This is a genomic window from Mesorhizobium sp. 113-3-3 (assembly GCF_016756495.1).
Taxonomy (GTDB): Bacteria; Pseudomonadota; Alphaproteobacteria; order Rhizobiales; family Rhizobiaceae; genus Mesorhizobium.
Map to the genome: position 1 here is coordinate 5,159,840 of NZ_AP023243.1, position 17,311 is coordinate 5,177,150.

10 protein-coding genes are annotated in these 17,311 nt (G+C 63.7%); 2 read left to right on the forward strand and 8 right to left on the reverse strand.

All coding sequences use genetic code 11. The annotated features are described in order from the left end of the window. Positions 1–67: 67 nt before the first annotated feature. A complete protein-coding gene (locus JG746_RS25430) occupies positions 68–1,660 on the reverse strand; it encodes a peptide ABC transporter substrate-binding protein (protein WP_202355222.1) in 1,593 nt (530 codons plus the stop codon). A 283-nt stretch (positions 1,661–1,943) separates the two neighbouring features. Here JG746_RS25430 and JG746_RS25435 point away from each other — a divergent pair, with 283 nt between their 5' ends. After that, positions 1,944–2,390, forward strand: a complete 447-nt coding sequence (locus JG746_RS25435) for a TadE/TadG family type IV pilus assembly protein (RefSeq protein ID WP_202355223.1) — start codon at positions 1,944–1,946, stop codon at positions 2,388–2,390. Beyond that, positions 2,391–4,160 carry a TadG family pilus assembly protein gene (locus JG746_RS25440; RefSeq protein WP_202355224.1) on the forward strand — a complete coding sequence of 590 codons (1,770 nt, stop codon included), beginning with the start codon at positions 2,391–2,393 and terminating at the stop codon, positions 4,158–4,160. 48 nt (positions 4,161–4,208) lie between these two features. Here the strand turns inward: JG746_RS25440 and bglA are convergent, their stop codons facing one another. The 7 genes from bglA to JG746_RS25475 all read right to left on the reverse strand — a co-directional run bounded on the left by bglA (position 4,209) and on the right by JG746_RS25475 (position 17,310). Beyond that, positions 4,209–5,843, reverse strand: a complete 1,635-nt coding sequence (gene bglA, locus JG746_RS25445; protein WP_202355225.1) for a beta-galactosidase BglA — start codon at positions 5,841–5,843, stop codon at positions 4,209–4,211. Then, positions 5,843–7,897: a glycogen debranching protein GlgX gene (gene glgX, locus JG746_RS25450; RefSeq protein WP_202355226.1), complete on the reverse strand. Its 2,055-nt coding sequence runs from the start codon at positions 7,895–7,897 to the stop codon at positions 5,843–5,845. The genes bglA and glgX overlap by 1 nt, the downstream gene beginning before the upstream one ends. 157 nt (positions 7,898–8,054) lie before the next feature. Then, positions 8,055–9,683, reverse strand: coding sequence for an alpha-D-glucose phosphate-specific phosphoglucomutase (locus JG746_RS25455; RefSeq protein ID WP_202355227.1), 1,629 nt, complete (start codon positions 9,681–9,683; stop codon positions 8,055–8,057). Positions 9,684–9,686: 3 nt separating this feature from the next. Continuing rightward, on the reverse strand, positions 9,687–11,132 hold the full coding sequence (gene glgA / locus JG746_RS25460; RefSeq protein WP_202355228.1) for a glycogen synthase GlgA: 1,446 nt from the start codon (positions 11,130–11,132) through the stop codon (positions 9,687–9,689). A gap of 83 nt (positions 11,133–11,215) precedes the next feature. Further along, positions 11,216–12,481: a glucose-1-phosphate adenylyltransferase gene (gene glgC, locus JG746_RS25465; protein WP_202355229.1), complete on the reverse strand. Its 1,266-nt coding sequence runs from the start codon at positions 12,479–12,481 to the stop codon at positions 11,216–11,218. A 19-nt stretch (positions 12,482–12,500) separates the two neighbouring features. Continuing rightward, on the reverse strand, positions 12,501–14,735 hold the full coding sequence (gene glgB / locus JG746_RS25470; protein WP_202355230.1) for a 1,4-alpha-glucan branching protein GlgB: 2,235 nt from the start codon (positions 14,733–14,735) through the stop codon (positions 12,501–12,503). A gap of 106 nt (positions 14,736–14,841) precedes the next feature. Beyond that, positions 14,842–17,310 (reverse strand): glycogen/starch/alpha-glucan phosphorylase, encoded by a 2,469-nt coding sequence (locus JG746_RS25475; protein WP_202355231.1) that lies wholly within the window; start codon positions 17,308–17,310, stop codon positions 14,842–14,844. Position 17,311 lies beyond the last annotated feature (1 nt).

Genomic DNA, 17,311 nt, shown 5'->3' on the forward strand with positions numbered 1-17,311 from the left:
CTTCCCGGCCGATGCGATGGCAAACCAGCACCGCCGCGCACGAAGTGCGCGGCGGCTTGGCCAGGGATCAATCCTTGCTGACGAAACGCGACGGATGGACATCCATCACATTGTCGACGAAGCCATGCAGCTTCGAGGACACGATGTCGTGGTAGCTGTAGTAGAGCAGCGGGATCTGGCCGACGTCGTCGACGAGAATGCGCTCGGCCTCGGAGAGCTCCTTCATGCGCTCCTCTGGCTTGCCGCCGGCGGCGGCTGCCTTGTCCATGGCCGCTTCGTAGGCCGGGCTGTTGTAGTTCGAGTAGTTGTTGCCGCTCGCCTTGCGCGAGATGCCAAGGAAGGTTTCCGGGTCCTTGTAGTCGGCGATCCAGGCGGCACGCGCCACGTCATAGTCACCCTTCTGCTCAAGGAAGGAATAGTGGGTCTTGGTGTCGGTGTTGAGCAGCGTGACGTCGACGCCGAGCGGCTTCAGCTGCTCCTGGATGGCCACAGCGGTGTTCTTGTGGTTCTCCGAGGTGTTGTAGCGGATTTCCATCTTCAGCGGATGCTCGGGCGTATAGCCAAGCTTCTCGAGGATCTTCTTGGCGGCGTCCTCACGGTCGATCTGCGGCATGTCGGCGTATTTGGCCATTGCCGGCGTGTAGCCCTCGATGCCGGGAGGCACCATCGAATAGCCGGGCAGCATCGAGTTCTGCCAGACCTTTTCGGCGATGAAGTCGCGGTCGATCGCCATCGAGATGGCGTTGCGCAGTTCAGGATTGTTCCATGGCGCCTTATCGGTCTTGATCGCGTAATAATAGGTGCCGAGATACGGGCCGACATGGATCTGGGCGCCGAACTTGGTCTTGAGGTCGGCGAGCTGTTCGGTCGGCAGGTCGTCATAGCTGTCGAGTTCGCCGGCCTCGAAGCGCTTCATCGCCGATGAGCGGTCTTCGGTCGGGATGTAGTTGACCACGTCGAACTTGACGGTCGCGGCGTCCCAGAATTTCGGATTCTTGACCAGCTTCATGTGGTCGTTGGGAACCCATTCGGCCAGCGTATAGGCGCCGTTCGAGACGAGGTTGCCGGGCTTGATCCAGTCCGCGCCGAGCTTCTCGATCGAAGCCTTGCTGACCGGATAGGTCGCCTGATGGGTCAGCATCTCCAGGAAATAGGGGGTGGGCGCCTTCAGCGTCACCTCGAGGGTGTTGGCGTCGACCGCCTTGACGCCCATGTCCTCGGGCTTGCCTTTCTTGGTGTTGACGTCCTCGGCGCCCTTCACCGGATACAGCATCGAGGCGTATTCGGCGCCGGTCGCCGGGTCCTCCAGCCGATGGAAGGCGTAGACGAAGTCGTCCGCCGTCACCGGGCTGCCGTCCGACCACATGCCGTCCTTGCGCAGCTTGAAGGTGTAGACGGTGCCGTCATCCGATACCGTCCAGCTTTCGGCGGCACCCGGAATGAGGTTTGCCTTCTCGTCCTGCATGACCAGTCCCTGGAACAGGTCGCGCAGCACATTGGCTTCATAGACTGTCGAGGTCTTGTGCGGGTCGACCGATTCCGATTCAGCCGCGGTGCCCCGGTTGTAGACACTCTCGGCGAACGCCGGCGAGTAGAATGCGCCGGCGGCTACCGCCATGGTGGTGGCGAATACCGTCGCCTTCAGCATGTTTTTCAGCATGAAGTTCTCCCTGTCGGCGCTGCCGTTGGCGCGCCTTTAAGTGTTGACGCCCCGGAACCGATGCCTGGTTCCTTCGAGCGCGCCGCCGGTTCCCTCCGGCAGCTGGTGGCAGGAGACTAGACAGGAGGTAAGCTCTTTTCAACCGAGTACTGATTGACCCTAAGTCAATCCCTAGAATCGAAGAAGCAACTGCTAATTTAGAGCGACGTTTTCAATCGCAGGCATCCTCAGGTTGTACCCTGAGTTTTCGCTTTCTGCATGCGAACTTTGGCATGCTGGTATCATGGTTCAGAACCTCATTTCCAGGCTCCGAAGGCGCGCGTTCCGAACAGACAATTCGGGAACTTCAGCGGTCGAGTTCGCTCTGCTATCGCCGATCTTTATCCTTCTTCTGCTCGGGATGGTTGCGTACGGTATCTATTTTGGCGCCGCCAGCTCGGTCCAGCAGATCGCGGCGGATGCCGCGCGGACGGCCATAGCCGGGTTGAACCAGACCGAACGGCAGACGCTCGTCGCCGCCTTCCTCACCAACAATGCCGGCGGTTACCCCTTCGTGGACGCCAGCAAACTGACCTACCAGGCCAATGACAGCGTGGCCGACGGCAGCCAGTTCGTGGTGTCGATCTCCTACGATGCGCGCAACCTGCCGATCTGGAATCTCTTCCCGGGCATAGCCTTGCCGGCGACCACCATCAAGCGTCAGTCAACGATCAGGGTCGGGGGTATTTGAATGCTGCAGCGTGCGGGCAAGGGCATCGGCCGGCTTGCACGGTCGATGGTGGGGGACAGGAAGGCCAATTTCGCCGTCATGACCGCGCTGAGCGCGCCGGTCGCGCTGGCGCTGGCGGCGGTGGCCATCGATGAAGCATCCATCTACACCGAGCGCCGGCAAGCCCAGGCGATGGTCGACCTGGCGGCGATCACTGCCGCCTCGAACATCAACAATGTCAACACGGCGGTCGTCACCACGCTTACCGACAACGGCATGCCGGGAGTCGTCGTTCAAGCCTCGGGCCAGACCATTGCCCCGGCTGTCGGAAAGACGGTGGTGACGGTCACGCAAGGCCGATATGCCTCATCGACCACCAATGTCACCCAGCGCTTCCAGCCGGGCGTGACCCCCTACAATGCGGTGCGTGTGACGCTGGCGAAAATCCCCGCCCGCTATTTCGCGAGTTCGCTCATCCCCACTCCGGTCATCGGCACCCAGGCCACGGCCAGCATGACGCCGCAGGCGACATTCTCGGTGGGGTCGAGACTGCTCAGCGTCAATGGCGGCATCCTCAATGCTCTGCTGAGCGGGCTGCTGGGCGGCAATATCTCGCTCAGTGTCATGGACTATAACGGGCTGATCTCGGCCGATGTCAGCGTGCTGTCCTTCATCAGTGCCCTCGCCACACAATTGAACATCACGGCTGGCACCTATTCGGACGTGCTGGCCTCGAAAGCGACCGTCGGTCAGATCGCCACCGCCATGGCCAACGTCCCTGGCCTCGGCAACACGGCCAAGGTCGCCCTGCAGACCATCGCCTCCAAGTCGACCAGCACGGTCAAGATCCCGCTTAGCAGCCTTGTCGATCTCGGTTCCGTCGGCAGCCTGGGGCTCGGGCAACAGCCTTCCGGCCTCGGCGTCGACGCAAGCGCCATGGGAATGCTGACCGCCGCCGCCGTGCTCGCCAACGGCACCAACCAGGCTGCGGTCGATCTCGGCGCCACCATTCCGGGACTGCTCTCGACCAAGCTCAACATCGCCATCGGGCAGCCGGCGCAATCCTCGCCCTGGCTGGCGGTCGATGGCATCGGCACTGTCGTGCGGACTGCCCAGACGCGCATCAAACTGACGGCCTCCGTCGGTGTCGGCACGCCCGGCCTCGGTGGTGGCATCAGCCTGCTCGCCGTCAATCTGCCGCTCAATGTCGAAGTCGCCTATGCCGAAGCCAAGCTGACCGACATCACCTGCCCGACAGGGCCTTCCAGCATCAGCGTTTCCATCGCCGCACGCCCGGGTGTTGCCCAGCTGAATCTGGCCAACAGCAACAATCCCTCCGGCTTCGCCGATTTCAGCCAGCCGCAGACGTTCACCGATGCCGACATCGCCGATGTGAGCCTGCATCTGCTGCTGCTCAACATCCCGCTGATCCAGGTGATGGGGTTGGCCGCGACCGCTATCACCAACAACAGCCCGCAGACCTTGACCTTCAACGCGACCGACATCGCCAACAAGACGGTGAAAACCGTTTCGACGCGCAACATCTCGCAGTCGCTCACCACATCGCTGGTCAACAACCTGTCGCTTTCGGTCGGTGTGCTTGGTCTCGGTATCGATCTCACCGCCCTGCTCGGAACGGTCAAACCCGCGGTGGTGACGCTGCTCAACGGTGTAACGGCGCCCGTCGACGACTTGCTCTACAATGTGCTGTCGGCCCTGGGTGTCGGTGTTGGCCAGGCCGATGTGCGTGTCACCGGAGCGACCTGCGGACGGGCTGTGCTCGTTCAGTAAGTTCTGTGGCCAGGCGGTTGCCTGGCCGAGGCGCGGTCGAACCGCCAGTCATTCGAGCCGACCAAGGAAGCAACCGAGAGCCGGCAGCGAGAGCGCTTCTTCCCCGACAGCGACGGTGCCACCCAAGACAGCAGCAACCGCTCCGACATCCCTTGGCAACGGCCAGTCCACCGGCTCTCCGGCGAAATTGAAGACGCAGAGCAGTCTCTGCCCGCCGCCTTCGCGGATGAAGGCGAGCACGTCGCCTTCGGCGTCGAGAAAGCGGATCGAACCGCTGACCAGTGCTGGATGGCGCCTGCGCAAGTCGAGCGTCGACCGGTAGGCGGACAGCACCGATTGGTCGTTGCCGTTCTGGACATCGGCGGCGCGGGCGCGATGGCTGGCCGGGACCGGCAGCCACGGCTTGCCCGTCGAGAAACCCGCATTGTCGGCGCCGGCCTCCCAGACCATCGGGGTGCGGCAGCCATCCCTGCCCTTCACGCCGGGCCAGAAGCGGATGCCGACGGGGTCGCGCAGATCCTCATAGGCAAGCTCCGCCTCCTCCAGGCCAAGCTCCTCACCCTGATAGAGGCAGATCGAGCCGCGCAGGCAGGCGAGCAACATGATCGAGAATCTGGCCACCGCGTCGGCATCGCCGTCAGGCCCTGTCCAGCGGCTGACATGGCGCACCACGTCGTGATTGGAAAACGCCCAGCAGACCCAGCCATCGGCAACTGCATTTTCGAAGGCCTCGACGCAGCCGCGCACATGCGCCGCCGAAAACTGCGGACCGAGCAGATCGAAAGTGTAGCACATCTGCAGCTTGTCACCGCCGGCGGTGTAGGCGGCCAGCGTCCGCAGCGAGCGGCCCTCATCGCCGATTTCGCCGACGGCCGCGCGACCCTCATACTCATCCAGCAATGCCCGGAAACGCTGGAGAAAATTCAGGTTTTCCGGCTGCGTCTTGTCGAACAGATGCTCCTGGTAGAGGTAGGTGTTGGTCTCGCCATTGGTGCCGGCGACGCTCGACGCCAGAGGCGGATTGCTGCGCAGCCAGCGGTCGTGGACATAGTAGTTGACCGTATCGAGCCGGAAACCGTCGACGCCACGCTCCAGCCAGAAGCGCACTGTGTCCAGCAGGGCGTCCTGGACCTCCGGATTGTGAAAATTCAGGTCGGGCTGCGAGGCGAGGAAATTGTGCATGTAATATTGCCGGCGGGTCGAATCCCACTCCCAGGCCGGCCCACCGAAGACGGACAGCCAGTTGTTGGGCGCGTTGCCGTCGGGTTTCGTATCGGCCCAAACGTACCAGTCGGCCTTAGGGTTGTCGCGGCTGGTCCGGCTCTCGACGAACCATTCGTGCTTGTCAGATGAGTGCGACAGGACCTGGTCGATGATGACCTTCAGGCCCAACCGATGCGCCTCGGCGACCAAGGCATCAAAGTCCTCCAGAGTGCCGAACATCGGATCGACGGCGCGATAATCCGACACGTCGTAGCCCATGTCGGCCATCGGCGACTTGAAGAAGGGCGACAGCCAGACGGCGTCGACGCCGAGCGAGGCGATGTGAGCAAGCCGGGTCGTGATCCCCTTTAGATCGCCGCTGCCGTTGCCGGTCGTGTCCTGGAAGGAGCGCGGATAGACCTGGTAGATGACGCAGCCGCGCCACCATTCGGCCCCCTGCCCCGCATTGTTGTCGGCCATCACGAACCCTTCCCGGCGCGGCGGCCTGTTACGGCCTGGCGCGAACTCATTTTTTTCGCATCGGATTGCCCGAAAACCGGTTGCGACTTTTCGATCCGATGCTCTGTCATCAAATGGACGCTGCGGCCCGGCAGCGGCCGCGCAAGGTCGATCGCCTGCGTTTCGATCGCCGGCTGCCACCGAAGGCCTTCCCGATCGGGCAAGGTGAAGACGCATTGGCGACGATCGCCGTTGACGATGACGGCAAGCCGGCCGCCGGCATCGCCGAGCAGCATGACGAGGCGATGCCGCGCTGGGTCGTTCCAATCCGCCTCGGCAAGCGGCATGCCGGTCTCGGTCAACCAGGCGACGTCGGGGATGCCATCGGCCGGTTCTCCCGTGAGGAAATGCGTGTCGGCCAAGGCCGGAATGGTGCGGCGAAGCCTGCCGAGCGCCGATGCGTAGCGCTCCAGCGCCTGGTCGCGGCCAGCCCAGTCGAGCCAGGTGATGGCATTGTCCTGCGCGTAGGCGTTGTTGTTGCCCTTCTGGGTGCGGCCGAATTCATCGCCGGCGGTCAGCATGATTGTGCCGCGCGAGGCAAACAGCGTGGCAAGCAGCGCGCATTGATCGTCGAAGCGCGCCTTGGCGATCGCCGCGCTGTCAGTCTCGCCCTCGGCGCCATTGTTCCAGGACAGATTGTCGTTATGGCCGTCGCGGTTCTGCTCGCCATTGGCTGCGTTGTGCTTGCGCTCATAGGCGACGATATCGGCCAGCGTCATGCCGTCATGGGCGGCGATGAAGTTGACCGTGCGGCTGGCCGGCTGGCCGGCCTTGCCAAAAATATCGGATGAGCCGGCAAGCCGGGTCGCCAGCGCTCCAATCGCGCCGGCATCGCCACGCCAGAAGCGCCTGGCATCGTCGCGATAGCGGTCGTTCCATTCGAGGAAGCGCGGCGGGAAGTTGCCGAGCTGATAGCCGTCAGGGCCGATATCCCAGGGCTCGGCGATCAACACGCGATCGGCAAGCACCGAATCCCCCGCGATTGCCTTGAGCAAGGGTGCCGCAGGATCGAACACACCGCCGACGCGGCCCAGCACCGGCGCCAGATCGAAGCGGAAGCCGTCGACGCCAGCATGACGGACAAAGTGGCGGAGCGTGTCGAGCACGATGTCGCGCACCGCCGGATGGTCGCAGGCGACGGTGTTGCCGGTGCCGGTGTCATTGACCAGCCTGCCGTCCGGCTGGTGCCGGTAGTAGGCCTGGTTGTCGAGCCCGCGCAGCGACAGCGTCGGCCCCAGCCGATCGCTTTCGCCGGTGTGATTGAAGACGAGGTCGAGGATGGTGCCGATGCCGGCCTTGCGCAGCGCCGTCACGGTGTCACGCAATTCCTCGAGGCCGCCGGGCGCCAGACGCGGGTCGAGCGCCATGAAGGTGACGGGGTTGTAGCCCCAGGCATTGCTCAGGCCCAGCGGCGGCAGGTGCCGCTCGTCGATCGAGGCCGTCACCGGCATCAGTTCGACGGCTGATACGCCGAGCCCTTGCAGGTGATCGATGATTGCGGGGTGGGCGAGCGCCGCGATGGTACCACGCTGCCGTTCGGGAATGTCCGGATGCAGCTTGGTGAAGGCGCGCACCGGCACCTCGTAGACCAGGCCGCCCGGACGGAACAGCGGCGGGAGGATAGGCACAGCCTCGGGCAAGGCCTTCGCCACGGCCTTCGGCATCAGCGGCGCGGTGTCGGCGCCCTCGTTGCGCCGCGCGGCGAGTCGCCAGTGGTAGGCATAGGGCCGGTCGATTTCGACGGCATAGGGATCGGTGAGCAGCTTGTCGGGGTCGAACCACAACCCGCGATCGGGCGCATAGTCGCCATCAGCGCGAAAGCCATACCGCGTGCCGGCGGCGAGGCCGGGGACCAAGAGCGCATGCACACCCTCGCCTTCCGGTCGCAGTTCCAGCCGGTCGAGTTCGTGGTTTCCCTGCCCGTCGAAGATCGACACCCGGAGGCGACGGGCCGACGAGGACCAGGCGGCGAAGCGGATGCCTTCTGGGGTGACGGTGGCGCCGAGTTGGATCATGGGTGCGTACCCCACCCTCCCCCTTGTGGGGAGGGTCGCGAACGAAGTGAGCGGGGTGGGGGGCGGCGCAGGGAAAGCGCTTTACGAGCACCCCCACCCCGATCCGCTGCGCGGATCGACCCTCCCCACAAGGGGGAGGGTAAAATCAGCACCACCCTCAAGTAATCACGCTCGGCTTGTTGCGGCCGGTGTGGCTCTTGATGCCGGCAATGTCGTCGGCGGCGGCGATGAGGTCGGCAAGGGCTGCCTGGGTGTCGAGATCGTGCCTGGCCTTGTCCGGCTCGTAGCGCTCGATATAGACGCGCAGCGTGGCACCCGACGTGCCGGTGCCGGAAAGCCGGAAGACGACGCGCGAACCGCCTTCGAACAGGATCCTGATGCCCTGGTGCTCGCTGGTCGAACCATCGACCGGGTCGTGATAGGCGAAATCGTCGGCCTTGACGATCTTCAGGCCGCGCACGCTGGTGCCGGGCAGCGAACCGAGCTTGGCCCTGAGTTCGTCGACCAGCGCATTGGCGCGGTCGCTCTCGACCTCCTCATAGTCATGACGCGAATAGTAGTTGCGCCCATAGGCCGCCCAGTGCTCGGTGACCACCTGCTTGCAGCTTTCCCCGCGCGCGGCGAGGATGTTGAGCCACAACAGCACCGCCCACAGGCCGTCCTTTTCGCGCACATGGTTGGAACCGGTCCCGGCGCTCTCCTCGCCGCAGATCGTCGCCATGCCGGCATCGAGCAGATTGCCGAAGAACTTCCAGCCGGTCGGCGTCTCGTAGATGCCGATGCCGAGTTTTTCGGCGACGCGGTCGGCCGCACCACTGGTCGGCATCGAACGGGCGATGCCCTTCAGCCCGGCCTTGTAGCCGGGCGCCAGGCGGGCATTGGCGGCAAGCATCGCCACCGAATCCGACGGGGTGACGAAAATGCCCTTGCCGATGATCAGATTGCGGTCGCCGTCGCCGTCGGAAGCGGCGCCAAAATCCGGCGCGTCCGGCCCCATCATCTCGTCATAGAGATGTTTGGCGTGCACCAGGTTCGGATCGGGATGATGGCCGCCGAAATCCGGCAGCGGCTTGAAGTTACGGCAGGTGCCGCTGGGTGCGCCAAGTCGGTTCTCGAGGATCTCCTTGGCATAGGGACCGGTCACCGCATGCATGGCGTCGAAGCGCATGCGGAACCCCGATTTGAACAGTTTGCGCAGCGCGTCGAAATCGAACAGGCTTTCCATCAGCTCGGCATAGTCGGCGACCGGATCGATGATCTCGACCGTCATGCCGGCGGCCTTCACCGTACCGATCGTATCGATGTCGATCGGATCGATGTCCGATGTCTTGAAGCTCGAAATCGCCTTGGTCTTGGCGAAGATGGCGTCGGTGAGCTTTTCCGGCGCCGGGCCGCCATTGCCGGCATTGTACTTGATGCCGAAATCCTCATGCGGGCCGCCGGGATTGTGGCTGGCCGACAGGATGATGCCGCCGAAGGTCTTGTATTTGCGGATGACATGCGAGGCGGCCGGCGTCGACAATATGCCGCCCTGCCCGACCATGACCTTGCCGAAGCCGTTGGCGGCGGCCATGGCGATGGCCTTCTGGATGACCTCGCGGTTGTAGAAGCGGCCGTCGCCGCCGATCACCAGCGTCTTGCCCTGGAAGCCGTCGAGCGCGTCGAAGATCGACTGGATGAAGTTCTCGGCATAGTGCTCCTGCTGGAACACGGGCACCTTCTTGCGCAGGCCAGACGTGCCGGGCTTCTGGTCTGAATAGGGCTTGGTGGGGACGGTCCGTATCATGCTTCAGGCAACCCTTTTCGAAAGCAGCAGGCGATAGAGTTCAAGATATTTTTCCGCGCTCTTGTCCCATGACACATCGGCCTTCATGCCCTGGCGCTGGATGGTCTCGAAGGAAGCGGGATCGGCGTAGGCATCGGCCAGGCGGCGTATGGCGTGCAGCATCGCGCCGCCATTGTTGGGAGCGAACTGGAACCCTGTCGCGACGCCGGCCGCCATCGCCGCTTCGTTGGCGTCGACGATGGTGTCGGCGAGGCCGCCGGTGCGGGCGACCACCGGCACGCAGCCATAGCGCAGGCCGTAAAGCTGCGTCAGTCCGCAGGGTTCGAAGCGTGACGGGATGATGATGGCGTCGCAGCCGCCCTGCATGGTGTGCGACAGCCCCTCATCATAGCCGATGACCACGCCGATGCGGCCACGGTGGCGTGCGGCCGCGGCAAGCAGTGCGCCTTCGAGGCCGGCATCGCCCGAGCCCAGTATGGCCAGCCGCGCGCCGGTCGCGACGATGCCGTCGATGACCGTCGCCAAAATGTCCATGCCCTTCTGCCAGGTCAGCCGGCTGATGACGCAGACGATCGGGGCGTCATCGCGGTCGAGGCCGAAACGCTCCTCAACGGCTGCCCTGTTCGGCGCCCGCGCCTTGAGCGTGGCGGCCGTATAGTTCGACACCAGATGCTTGTCCGTCTCCGGATCCCAGATGGCGGTGTCGATGCCGTTGACGATGCCGTAGAGGTCGCTGGAGCGCATGTTGATCAGGCCGTCGAGGCCCATGCCGAATTCCGGCGAGCGGATCTCCTGCGCATAGGAGGGGCTCACCGTGGTGATCGCCCAGGCGGCCTGCAGACCGGCCTTGAGGAAGCCGACGCCGCCGTAATATTCGACGCCGTCGAGCGCCATCGCCACCGCCGGCAGGCCGAGCTCGCCGAAGATGCCGGCGCCAAACTGGCCCTGGAAGGCGAGATTGTGGACGGTCATCATCGACGGCGTGCCGACCGCCTTGCCGTAGCGCATATAGGCCAGCGTCATCGCCGACTGCCAGTCATGGGCATGGACGATGTCGGGCAGGTAGCCCGAGATGGCACCGCCTGCGATATCGGCGCCGGCCTGGCTCAGCGCCGCGAAGCGCCGCCAATTGTCCGGCCAGTCCGCGCCCGAAGCATTGCCGTAGGGACCGCCGGGACGGTCGAACAGATGCGGCGCGTCGAGCACGAACAGGTCAAGCCCGGCGATCTGCACGGCATGGATCGAAGCCTTGCCGCCCTGCAGCAGCGGATATTGGTAGACAGCCTTCTTTTTCTTGAAGGCGTCCATCACCACGGGAAAGCCTGGAATGAGCGTGCGCATGGTCACGCCCTTGGCCGCGAGCGCGACGGGCAGCGCACCGGTCACGTCGGCAAGCCCGCCGGTCTTGATCAGCGGGAATATCTCGGGCGTGACCGACAGAACCTGCATGCGTCTATCCCGATCCTGTCCAATTCTTCGTTTCCAGGCAACTCCCGGACGGAAAACCGTTTCGCACTTTTCCTGGAACTGCTCTAGAGCCCGAGTTTGTTGATCATGTCCTGCGTGATCAGGCAGATGCCTTTCTCCGAAACGCGGAAGCGCTTGGCGTCGAGAGCGGGATCCTCGCCGACGACCAGCCCCTCCGGTATCCTTACACCGTGGTCGATGACGACGCGCTTCAACTTTGCGTTCCGGCCGACATGAACGTCGGGCAGCATGACAACCTCTTCCAGCGTCGAATAGGAATTGATGCGCGCGCCGGTGAAGATCAGGCTCTTCTTCAGCGAAGCGCCGGAGACGATGCAATCGCCCGAGACCAGGGAGGAGACGGCCGAGCCGCGCCGGCCATCCTCGTCATGGACGAATTTTGCCGGCGGCTTCAACTCGGCATAGGTCCAGATCGGCCAGTCGCGGTCGTAGAGGTCGAGCTCCGGCGTGATGTCGGTCAGGTCGATATTGGCTTCCCAATAGGCATCGACCGTTCCGACATCGCGCCAATAGGCTTCGTTCTCGGCGGTCGAGCGCACGCAGGACTTGGTGAAACGGTGCGCGATCGCCTTACCATGCTGGACGATATAGGGAATGATATCCTTGCCGAAGTCGCGGCTCGAGCCCGGCTCGGCGGCGTCGCGGCGCAGCTGCTCCATCAGGAACTTGGTCTTGAAGACGTAGATGCCCATCGAGGCCAGGGCGAAGTCCGGGTTGCCCGGAATGCCGGGCGGATCGGCGGGCTTTTCGACGAAGGCGATGATGTTGTCCTTGGCATCGACATGCATGACGCCGAAGCCGGTGGCTTCCATGCGCGGCACTTCGAGGCAGCCGACGGTGACGTCGGCATTGGCGTCGACATGCTGACGCAGCATCATCTCGTAGTCCATCTTGTAGATGTGGTCGCCGGCGAGGATGACCATGTATTCGGGGCCATAGGCCTCGATGATGTCGATGTTCTGGTAGACGGCGTCGGCCGTGCCTTCATACCATTGCGTTTCCGAGACGCGCTGGCTGGCCGGCAGGATGTCGAAGCTCTCGTTTCGTTCCGGCCGCAGGAAGTTCCAGCCGCGCTGCAGGTGGCGGATCAGCGAATGCGCCTTGTATTGCGTGGCGACGCCGAGGCGGCGAATGCCGGAGTTGAGCGCGTTGGAGAGCGCGAAGTCGATGATGCGCGTCTTGCCGCCAAAATAGACCGCCGGCTTGGCGCGGCGGTCGGTCAGTTCCTTGAGGCGGCTGCCACGGCCGCCGGCCAGTACATAGGCCATGGCATCGCGCGCCAGCGGCTGGGTCCGTTTCAAGTCTGCCATTTCTACCCTCCCAAGTTACTCAAGTCTCGCCCTGTTCGTCGGCCTCGGCGACGAGTTCGAGCATGATCGTCGACAGCGGCGGCAAAAGCATCGTTGCCGAGATGCTCTTGCCTTCCGCCCTTGCCTCGACCATGCCGCCATTGCCCATGCCGGAACCGCCATATTCGGATGCGTCGGTGTTGATGATCTCGCGCCACTTGCCGGCCTTCGGCAGCGGCACGCGATAATTGTCGCGCGGCACCGGCGTGAAATTGGAGATGACAGCCACCGGGCTGCCGCCCGGCGCGTTGCGCACCCAGGCGAAAACCGAATTCTGGCTGTCATCGACGATCAGCCAGGAAAACCCTTCCGGCTCGCAGTCGCGGCCATGCAGCGCCGGGCGCGAACGATAGAGATAGTTGAGATCGCGCACCGTCTGCCAGACACCGCGATGCGGTCGGAAATCGAGCAGGTTCCAGTCGAGCGCGCGCGCCTCGCTCCATTCGCGGCGCTGCGCGAATTCCTGCCCCATGAACAGGAGCTTCTTGCCGGGATAGCCCCACATGAAGCCGTAATAGGCCCGCAAGGTCGCGAACTTTTGCCAGTCGTCGCCGGCCATCTTGCCTAGCAGCGTGCCTTTGCCGTGCACGACCTCGTCATGCGAGAGCGGCAGCACGAAATTCTCTGAGAAGGCGTAGGTCAGCCCAAAGGTCAGGTCGTTGTGATGGTGCTTGCGGAAAATCGGCTCCTTGGCAAAATACTCCAGCGTGTCGTGCATGAAGCCCATGTTCCACTTGAAGCCGAAGCCGAGCCCGCCTTCATGCACCGGCGCCGAGACCTTCGGCCATGAGGTCGATTCCTCGGCGATGGTCATGACGCCCGGATGGTGACCGTAGACTTCCTTGTTCATTTTCTGCAGGAAAGAGACCGCCTCGAGGTTCTCGCGGCCGCCCTTCTCATTGGGAATCCACTCGCCGGCCTTGCGCGAATAGTCGAGGTAGAGCATCGAGGCGACCGCATCGACGCGCAAACCGTCGACATGGTATTTTTCGGCCCAGAACAGCGCGTTGTTGACCAGGAACGACACCACCTCGCGGCGGCCGAAATTGTAGATCGCGGTGTTCCAGTCGGGATGAAAACCCTTGCGCGGATCGGCATGTTCGTAGAGCGCGGTGCCGTCGAAATGGGCCAGGCCATGCGCGTCGACCGGGAAATGCGCCGGCACCCAATCGAGGATGACGCCGACGCCGGCGCGGTGCGCGCCATCGACGAAACGGGCAAACCCGTCGGGATCGCCGAAGCGGGCCGAGGGCGCATAAAGGCCGGTCGTCTGATAGCCCCAGGACGGGTCATAGGGATGCTCGGAGATCGGCATGAACTCGATGTGGGTGAAGCCGGTCTCGACGACGTAAGGGATCAGCCGGTCGGCCATTTCGTCCCATGACAGGAAGGTACCGTCGTCGCGAAGCTGCCAGGACCCGGCGTGGACTTCGTAGATGGAGATCGCTTCGCGGCGGTGATCGGCATTGCGCCAGAAATTGCGGTGCGCTTCGTCGCCCCATTCATGCGCCGGCGGCACGGCAACGACCGAAGCCGTGGCCGGGCGGAGTTCGGATTTGAACGCAAACGGATCGGCCTTCAGCGGCAGCCTGACGCCATCGGGCCCGATGATCTCGTATTTGTAGGGCCGCCCGGCACCGATGTCGGGCACGAACAGCTCCCAGATGCCGGTGTCGCGGCGATCGCGCATCGTGTGGCGGCGGCCATCCCAGTCGTTGAAATCACCGACCACCGAGACGCGCCGCGCATTGGGAGCCCAGACGGCGAAATGCACGCCGGTGGCGCCCTCATGATCGATGACATGCGCGCCAATCTTGTCGAACAGCCTGAGGTGCGACCCCTCGGCGATATAGTAGTCGTCCATCGGCCCGAGCACCGGACCGAACGAATAGGGATCGGTCAGCCACCAGTCGCCGCCGGCGTTCCTGGCGTGATAGCGCAGCGGCTGGCGCTTCTTGATCGACAATTTGCCTTCGAAGAAGCCCGCGTCGTCCCGCCTCGACAACGCGCCGGCCTCGAGGCCCGTCAGCGTATAGGCGGTGACAGTCTCGGCATGCGGAACGAAGCAGCGGGCAAACAGGCCTTTGCCGACCTCATGGACACCAAGGATCGCGAACGGATCTCCGTGCGTACCGGCGACAATTGCCGCAACATCGCTGGCTGGCGCCAGTCCGTCCGGCCCGCTTGTCGCAGCGGTCGCGCGCGGCTTCCTCATCAGGCAGTGTCCCTCCCAGGGCACCAGGTGTCTATTTCTGGCTATGCGGGTTGGCATTCAACCCACGTCACCGGGACCACATTGTTCGTGGCCTCATGCAATCACATCAGGCAGGCACGTTCCAGATTTCTTTCGCGTATTGACGGATGGTGCGGTCGGACGAGAACCAGCCGACGCGCGCGACATTGCGGATTGCCCTGGCATACCAGTCCGGGCTGTTGCGCCAGACAGCGTCTACATCGCGCTGGGCGGCGGCGTAGGTGTCGAAATCGGCGGCGACCATGAACCAGTCGCTGTCATAGAGGCCGTTGATCAGGTCGCGGTAGCGATTGGGATCGTCGGGCGAGAAGACACCCGAGGAAACCGCCGCGACCGCCTGCGCCAGTTCGGAAGAGCCCTCGATCACGGCGCGGGGGTTGTAGCCATTGTTGCGCCGCTCGGCGACCTCGGCCGTGGTCAGGCCGAAGATGAAGATGTTGTCGTCGCCGACGCATTCCTTGATCTCGACATTGGCGCCGTCGAGCGTGCCTATGGTCAGCGCGCCGTTGAGCGCGAACTTCATGTTGCCCGTGCCCGACGCTTCCATGCCGGCGGTTGAGATCTGCTCGGACAGGTCGGCGGCGGGCATCAGCACCTCGGCCAGGCTGACATTGTAGTTCGGCACGAACACCACCTTCAGCAGGCCGCGCACCGCCGGATCGCGGTTGATGACCTTGGCGACGTCATTGGCGAGTTTGATGATCAGCTTGGCGTTGTGGTAGCTGGGCGCCGCCTTGCCGCCGAAGAATTTCACGCGCGGCATCCAGTCACGTTCGGGGTGCGAGCGGATCTGATCGTAGAGTGCGATCGCCTCAAGGATGTTGAGGAGCTGGCGCTTGTATTCGTGGATGCGCTTGACCTGGATGTCGAACAGCGCCGACGGGTCGACCTTGATGCCGAGCCGGTCGGCGACGAGATTGGCCAGCCGCGCCTTGTTCTGGCGCTTGACCCCGGCGAACTTCTCCCGGAACGCACTGTCGTCGGCAAAGTTGTCGAGCCCTTTGATGGCGTCGATGTCATCGAGAAAACGATCGCCGATCGCCTCGCGGGCGAGCGAGGTCAGCCCGGGATTGCACTGGATCAGCCAGCGTCGCGGCGTGATGCCGTTAGTCTTGTTGTTGATGCGATCGGGATAGAGCTTGTGCAGGTCGGCGAACACCGTTTCCTTCATCAGCTCGGTGTGCAGCGCCGACACACCATTGATCGAGTGCGAGCCGACAAAGGCCAGATTGCCCATGCGCACGCGGCGGTCGCCATTTTCCTGGATCAACGAAATGCGGCTGATCTGCTCGCCCGAGAACTGGTCGGTGGCGCGCGCCTCCAGCAGCACCTGCGCGTTGATGGCGTAGACGATCTGCATATGACGCGGCAGAAGCCGCTCGAACAGCGGCACCGGCCAGCTTTCCAGCGCCTCGGGAAGAAGCGTGTGGTTGGTGTAGCCGAAGGTGCGCTTGGTGATGCTCCAGGCGAGGTCGAAGTCCATGCCGTGGACATCCATCAACAGCCGCATCAGCTCCGGCACGGCGATCGCCGGGTGGGTGTCGTTGAGGTGGATTGCCGCCTTGTCGGGCAGCGACTTCAGGTCGCCATACTGGCTGAGGTGACGCTGCACGATGTCCTGCAGCGATGCGGTCGAGAAGAAGTACTCCTGCCGCAGCCTGAGCTCCTGCCCGGCCATGTGGGAATCGGCGGGGTAAAGCACGCGCGACAACGCGTCCGCCTTGTTGCTTTCGGCGAGCGCGCCGATGTGGTCACCGGCATTGAACTTGTCGAGCAGGATCGGATCGACCGGCATGCCAGACCACAGCCGCAGCGTGTTGACGCGGTTGCCCCGCCAGCCAACGACAGGCGTGTCGTAGGCGACAGCCAGGACATGTTCGGTCGGCTTCCAGACGTGGCGCTCGAGCCGACCGTCCTTTGACGTGATGGACTCCACCGAGCCGCCGAAGCCGACTTCGAAGGAGCGCTCGCGCCGTTCGAACTCCCAGGGGTTGCCGTGATCGAGCCAGGTTTCGGGCAGTTCGACCTGCCAGCCGTCATGGATCTCCTGGCGGAACATGCCGTTGGCGTAGCGGATGCCATAGCCGTGTGCCGGAATGTCGACGGTCGCCATGCTTTCCATGAAGCAGGCTGCGAGCCGGCCGAGGCCGCCATTGCCGAGCGCGGCATCGGGTTCGAGCGCGGCGATCAGATCGAGGTCGACGCCGAGCGACGACAGCGCCTCGCGCATATTGTCCATCAGGCCAAGATTGGAGAAGGCGTCGCGCATCAGGCGGCCGATGAGGAACTCCAACGACAGATAGTAGACGCGCTTTTCCTGCTGGTCGTAGGCCTCTTTGGTTGCCTGCATCCAGCGATCGACGATGCGGTCGCGCACGACCTTGATCGAGGCGGTCAGCCAGTCGTACTGGGTCGCAACGGTGGTGTCCTTGCCGACCCGGTATTTGAGGGCCACCAAGACTTCCCTTGCGAGCGTCTTCGGATCAGGATTTTCGAGCAGGGGCGGAAGGGTTTCGGATGTCATTGCGCGCGTCATG